Annotated in this window: 1 protein-coding gene; it reads right to left on the reverse strand. The window is 39.3% G+C overall.

The genetic code is table 11. The features are described 5' to 3' along the window. On the reverse strand, positions 1-247 hold a 247-nt coding region (locus ACKX14_RS16295; protein WP_422449472.1), incomplete at both ends, for a PhzF family phenazine biosynthesis protein.

Below are 247 nucleotides of genomic sequence, written 5' to 3' on the forward strand. Positions count from 1 at the left end.
CTGTAGTGGACCAACCCCTGTCTCAATCGTTGCCATCTTTGATCCATTCTCAATTGGCCTGATATAACCTTTATTAGCAAGCGTATGGATAGCTGCAATTGTCGCATGTCCGCATAAATCTACTTCACAGAGTGGAGTGAAATATCTGATTTTAAAATAACAGTCATCAAGTTGTCTTACGAAGGCTGTTTCCGACAGATTCATCTCATTTGCAATTTTTTGCATATTCTCTTCGGATATTCCCTTT

The organism is Thermorhabdus hydrogeniformans (assembly GCF_049310025.1).
In the GTDB taxonomy this organism is placed as follows: Bacteria; Bacillota; Thermosediminibacteria; order Thermosediminibacterales; family Tepidanaerobacteraceae; genus JBJYKD01.